Annotated in this window: 5 protein-coding genes; 3 read left to right on the top strand and 2 right to left on the bottom strand. The window is 40.9% G+C overall.

What is annotated here, in order from left to right:
• The first annotated feature begins 10 nt into the window (after window positions 1–10).
• The 3 genes from BUB92_RS04910 (at window position 11) to BUB92_RS04920 (ending at window position 4,480) form a co-directional block, all read left to right on the top strand.
• Window positions 11–748, top strand: coding sequence for a 2Fe-2S iron-sulfur cluster-binding protein (locus BUB92_RS04910; protein ID WP_073090870.1), 738 nt, complete (start codon window positions 11–13; stop codon window positions 746–748).
• A 163-nt stretch (window positions 749–911) separates the two neighbouring features.
• Entirely contained in the window at window positions 912–2,918 is a 2,007-nt protein-coding gene (locus tag BUB92_RS04915) for a sigma-54-dependent Fis family transcriptional regulator (RefSeq protein ID WP_073090872.1), read from the top strand.
• Between the two features lie 23 nt (window positions 2,919–2,941).
• Window positions 2,942–4,480 carry an oxygen-binding di-iron domain-containing protein gene (locus tag BUB92_RS04920; protein ID WP_073090874.1) on the top strand — a complete coding sequence of 513 codons (1,539 nt, stop codon included), beginning with the start codon at window positions 2,942–2,944 and terminating at the stop codon, window positions 4,478–4,480.
• A gap of 276 nt (window positions 4,481–4,756) precedes the next feature.
• On the opposite strand, the gene BUB92_RS04925 is transcribed toward BUB92_RS04920, so the two are convergent.
• Entirely contained in the window at window positions 4,757–5,221 is a 465-nt protein-coding gene (locus BUB92_RS04925; protein WP_073090877.1) for a hypothetical protein, read from the bottom strand.
• A gap of 13 nt (window positions 5,222–5,234) precedes the next feature.
• On the bottom strand, window positions 5,235–6,299 hold a 1,065-nt coding region (locus tag BUB92_RS04930; protein WP_143156864.1), incomplete at its 5' end, for a copper amine oxidase N-terminal domain-containing protein.

Below are 6,299 nucleotides of genomic sequence, written 5' to 3' on the forward strand. Positions count from 1 at the left end.
GCGTTGGGAGTTGAAGCTGATAATTGATGGCAGGGAAGTCAGTGCTTATCCTGGAGAGACTATTTTAGAGGTGTGTCGCCGGGAAAATATATTTATACCTACTTTGTGTTATCATCCGGCTTTTAAAGGGCAGGGGGTATGCCGCATGTGTATGGTAGAACTGGAGGATGAAAATGGGAATAGGCGCATGGTAGCCTCCTGCACTTATCCGGTACAAGAAGGTTTGAAGATTGTTACTTTTTCCGCCAAGATCGATAAAGTTAGAAAAAACATAATAAGGCTTTTGGCCAGCCGGGCAAAGGGGAGTGATTATATACAGGATTTAGCAGGACAATATGGAGTAGAGCCTCTGGATTTACCGGGATTAGACAATGAAAAATGCATACTTTGCCGTCTTTGTGTTAATGCCTGTAAACTGATGGGGAGTTCGGTTTTAGCTGCTGTTTGGCGGGGAATTGACAAGAAAATAAGCACTCCTTATGAAGAAGCTGCTGAGGAATGTATCGGCTGTGCTGCCTGTTATGAGGTATGCCCTACTGGAGCTATAGAGATGAAAGAAGAAAACGGGCAAAGAATTATATGGAACAAAGTTTTTAATCTGGTTTTATGTCAGCACTGTGGTAAAGCTTATGCCACGGAAGAGCAGATAGCTCTGGTGGAACGTAAGACGGGGATTTCTTTGCCTGCTCTTTGTGAAGCTTGCCGTTCCCAAAACCTGGCAGGCAGGTTGAAAAATTTCTCGGGTTGAGATAGAGAGGCAATTTGCCAAGAAATTTTTCGATTAGTAATAGTTTTAAAATTTAGAACCATTTCCCAAGCCGGCCTTACAATAAGGCTGGCTTTTTATGTTATCATTTAAATTAGGGCTTGCTTTTTAAATCCTGAAGGCAGGATTTAAGGAGGGAATAATAATGGAAGAAGTAAGGAAAGCCTGGGAAAATTTTATTCTGACAGGCCAATTAGATGTCGCCAAAGTGCGCAAGGAAATCGGGGAATCCTGGCTAAGATGCTATAAAAATAAGGTTGATCCTGTTAGTGAACATACCCTGCCGCTTATCAGCCGTGAAAAGATAGAAAGTATAAAAAAGAAAAAAGCCGGGCTTTTAAAACTGGCTGTTCCTTTAATGCAAAAGCTTTATGCACTGGTAGCTGGTTCAGGATTTATCGTGGTTTTAACCGATGAAAATGGATATATACTGGAAGCGCTAGGGGATAGCGATATTATATCGAAGATAGATGAGCTTTTAGTTCCAGGTACCTGCTGGGCAGAAGAGTTTGCTGGTACTAATGCTATAGGGACAGTTATAAAAATGGGAAAACCTCTGCAGGTTTCTGGACCGGAACATTACTGTTCTTTTCTGCACGGCTGGACCTGTTCAGGAGCACCGATCAGAGGGGAAAATGGCGAACTTATCGGGGTTTTAGATATTTCCGGGCCTTCTGCCCTGACCCATATACATACCTTAGGCATGGTAGTAGCTACAGCGGAAGCTATTATGTCTAATATGAGGATAGAAAAAAAGAACTGGGAACTTAAAGTGGTCAATAAACAGATGCAGGATGTCTTTATTAATATGTCTGATGGGGTAATATTTCTGGAAAGGGATGGAAGGATAGGACATGCCAATCCTGCTGCGGAGAAGATTTTTAAAAAAGGTAGCTCAGCCCTTAAAGGAAGTTTTATTGGCGATTTAATCACTTTTCCTCGCGAGGTAGCCGATGCTCTGGAAAAGGGGGAAATGCGCGAGCACAGTGATATAGAAGTTACGGTGAAGAATTCTCATGAAGACATAAATTGCATTGCCTCCACTATTATGGTTCGCAATGAAAAAGGCGAGATAACCGGTACGCTTATGATAATAAATCCGGTAAAAAGGATAAAAAAGCTGGTAAACAGGTTCAGCGGGGCCCATGCTACTTTTTCCTTTGAGGATATTATAGGCAAAGATCCCAGGTTTTTGGAAGCAGTTAAAATTGCCCGCATGGCAGCTAATACGAACAGCAATATTCTTTTACAAGGTGAAAGCGGAACAGGCAAAGAGCTTTTTGCCCAGGCTATACATAATGCCAGTTCACGCTGTAATGAACCTTTTATAGCTGTAAACTGTGGTGCTATACCCCGGGAACTTCTGGGCAGTGAGCTTTTTGGCTATGTGGAAGGAGCCTTCACTGGTGCCTGCAAAGGGGGAAGGCCGGGAAAGTTCGAACTGGCTTCGGGAGGAACCCTTTTTTTAGACGAGATTGGTGAGATGCCTTTGGGGAAACAGGTTGCCCTTTTAAGAGCTATTCAGGAAAAAGAGATTACCCGTTTAGGTGATGATAAGGTTATTCCCGTTGATGTACGCATAATATGTGCAACCAACAAGGATCTTTATCAAGAAGTTATGAAGGGAAACTTCAGACAGGACCTGTATTACAGGCTTAATGTCATATCTATTATACTTCCTCCTTTAAGAGAAAGGATAGCCGATATTCCTCTGCTTTTTTACCATTTTTTAGAAGATATGAGTAAAAAAATAGGTATTAAAGTGCCCGAGGTAGATAAGGAGGTTTTCGCTTATCTTTCCAGTTACAGCTGGCCCGGCAATGTGCGGGAACTGCATAATGTAGTAGAGAGAATTTTGAATATAACCGGTGGAGAAAGGATAACTGTTTCCCATCTGCCGGAAGAGATAACAGGCTTTCCCCTGGAAAGGAAGATAGGAAAAACGATGGGAACACTTTATGATTTAAAGCCCATGCTTTCAGTAGAGCAGGAGAGACAAAGGCATAAAAGAAATCGGGAAGGAGAAGAATACCGCGTACTTTTAAGTTTGCTGGCCAAGCATGGCGGTAATATCACCCGGGTAGCTCAGGAAATGCAGGTATCACGCAATACTGTCTATCGCAAACTGAAAAAGTATGGTATTTTATTGTAAAAATGTACAAGGGAGAGGGGAAAATGCAGGCAGTAGAGATAAGGCCGGATGTTTACTGGGTAGGGGTGCAGGATCCTGAACTCAGGACCTTTGATATTATAATGCGAACCGAAAACGGAAGCAGTTATAATGCCTATCTAGTGCGGGGAGAAAAAAATGCTCTTATTGACACTGTTAAAGCTAAATTTGCCGATGAGTTTATAGAGCGGATAAAGGCTATTATGCCGATTGAAAACATAGACTATCTGGTGTTGCAACATGCTGAACCTGATCATGCCGGAGCCGTAGAAAAAATCCTTGAACTTAACCCCGAAATGACAGTAGTTGCTCATCCCAATACAGTTGAATTTTTACATGAAATATTAAACCGTGATTTTAAATATAAACGGGTAGGCAATGGAAAAGAGCTTGATTTGGGAGGAAAGACCCTTCATTTTATAAGTGCTCTTCTTCTGCACTGGCCGGATAACATATACAGCTATTTAAAAGAAGAAAAAATACTTTTTTCTGGTGATTCCTTCGGCAGCCACTATGCAGATGAGAGGCTTTTTGATGATATTATAGGAGACAGCTTTATGCATGATTTTGCCTATTATTATGACAAGATAATGCATCCGTTTAAAAAGCAGGTTTATGCCACCATGACCAAGCTGGAAGGTTTAGAAATCGAGATGATATGTCCTGCTCACGGGCCTTTATTGAGGAAAGAGCCGCAAAGATATATTGAACTTTACCGTAAATGGTCTGAACCTTTGCCGGCAAGGGAGATTCCTAAAATAGTCATAGTATATGCAAGTGCCTACGGTTATACCACTTTGCTTAAGGATAAGATTATAGAAACTATGAGCCGGTTGGGCGATTTTGAGATAAGATGTTATGATCTGGAAAGTGTTGAATATGCCAGAATTTTGGCAGATCTAGAAGATGCCTGTGCTTTGCTTATAGGTTCTCCTACCATCAACAAGGATGCTCCTTCTGTGGTCTGGGATTTCCTGAGCCGTTTGTCACCGGTGGTACATCAGCAGCTGGTAGCAGCAGCTTTTGGTTCTTATGGCTGGAGCGGAGAAGCAGTTTTGAATATTGAAAAGAGGCTGCTTACCCTGCGTATGCATGTAGTACCGGGATTGAGGGTAAGGTTAAAACCTGATGGGGCAAAACTTAAAGAAGCAGAAGCTTTTGCTGAACGGTTAGTAGAGGCCATACAGGAAAAGAGAAAAAATATCCCCAATATTTTTCTACCTATTTTTAGCGATATTAGAGAGGGTAAAGAGGAAGCAGGGACTGGCAATATGCGCGAATATGTGAGTTCTGACCTTATAGTTTACTGGTATCCGGATAAATGCATACATGATACCAACTGCTTCGTAAACCTTCCCGAGGTTTTTGCTCCTGAGAAAAGGCCCTGGGTAAATCTTAAAGGAGCTGATCCGGTAGCTATTATGCGCAATATCGATAACTGCCCTTCCGGGGCTTTGCAGTACTCTATTCCGGAAACTTCGTCTATTCCTGCTGAGTTTACAGGGGGAAAAGGGCTTAGGAAAGATTACAGGAAACAAAAGTAGACCAGCAGACACAAGGGGACGGTTCTTTTGTGTCGTTTTAGAACGACACAAAAGAAGAACGAAATTGCTGCACGATAGCTTTTAACCCTGCTTAAGCAAGAGTAAATAGAAAAATAGAAAAAGTATATCCCTTTATGGTATTGTTAACTAAACACCCCAAAAACAATCCAAAGAAAGGACATACTTTTTCATGTCTTCAATTATATAACATATAAACTAAATCCTATACACCTGTTTTTTAATACCCCTTGTTCTCCTTCTCATCTCCAAATATAGCTAAAGCTGTATCTCTACATAATCATTTGTTACTCTATAACTTACTTTTCCATCTACAAATATTTCTTCTGGTTCTACACCACCTAAAAACTCAAACCACAATTTTATGCTTTCTGGTCTGCCTCCCTGTTTCAGATAGTCCTTTACCGCCTGCGGTAAGGGAACTTGATTTTTGATTGTTTTCTGGTAGGGTATTTCGCCCGTATCATTAATAGCTTTAGCTACATCTTTATCCCATAAAATAGCGTCCCCGCCAGCTAATCCTGCTTTCCAGTAACCTCCAGAATAATGCCAGAATTCAAACATAGGGAAACTCATAGAACTACCTAAAGGCTCGCCATCAGGCTTGGGAGCGGAGAAGTCTATTTGCTTTAAACTACTGGCAAATACAGGTTTTGGTGCTGGGCAGTAAATAAACCCAAAAATTAAAGATACAAGCAAGACTAATGATAGTACCTTCCGCATAAATCTTACCCCCTTATTTTCGGTCATATCTCTGTCCAGTATGCAGGTATAAGACTACGCGACCATTAGTAGCCGACCTACCATCAGCGATTAGACCAACATGTAAATAACCTTCAATAATCTGATTAAGCGGTTTTACCATCTGAATTTCGTAATGACCACCTTCAAAATAACTTGTACCGTATTTTTCCTCAAATGGCTTCCAGTATGTCCTTTCCTCTCCATTCTCTTTAACCGTGTAATTCACATCTAAATACCATCTAGTCCCTTTGGGTGCTCTAGGTAAGTCTGCCACTATTCTGCCGGAAGGGTCAATCTTTATATGTTTATCAAGTGCCATATGACCATATCTCTGTCCTTCCTCGAATAAAACAAACCCTCTGACATTACGCTTCAATTCATCGTTATAATACCCATCACCCTGTAAAAGCTGTTCATGCTGTTCCTTAATTTTCTGCTCTATTATTTCTTTGATTTTATTTACATCAGGCTTCGGTTGTCCTTCGGGATAGGCTATAACCATCTGGTTCCTGGCGTCCCATTCAACGATGTAGCCCAACCCCTCTGCAACATATCTGGCAGGTAACATCGTTCTGCCAGGATGTTGAATGAGGGGTGCTACGTCCATCTGGACGGGCTTATCATTGCTATACATAGTCTTATTACCTATCTGTAATTTTAAAGTTTTATTGCCTTTCAATATAGCAGTCTGGGTATTAGCCTGCCATGTTATATTGTTATCATCTACTCCCAGTGCATTGCCTAAAAATCTAACTGGTACAAAAGTTCTACCGGGAGGATAAATCTTTGGTGCGGTATCCATACGGACTGTGTCAACTTTGTCATTATCAAGGTCAACTAAGTAATAATTGAAATCCTCAATTTTAAACACTACCACCTTATTACCTGCTACTACTTTTTCATTTGCTGCTACATCATTAACATTTACCATAAAAAAACCGGTAGCAAACAGAAAAAGAAGCCCTGCGATAAATAAAACTTTAAAATTAGCCTTATCAACACCTGCTAATATTTTTTTAAAACCTTTAGTTTTTTTCATCTCCATATCAACCTCCAG

The organism is Thermosyntropha lipolytica DSM 11003, from assembly GCF_900129805.1.
GTDB classification, from domain to species: Bacteria; Bacillota; Syntrophomonadia; order Syntrophomonadales; family Syntrophomonadaceae; genus Thermosyntropha; species Thermosyntropha lipolytica.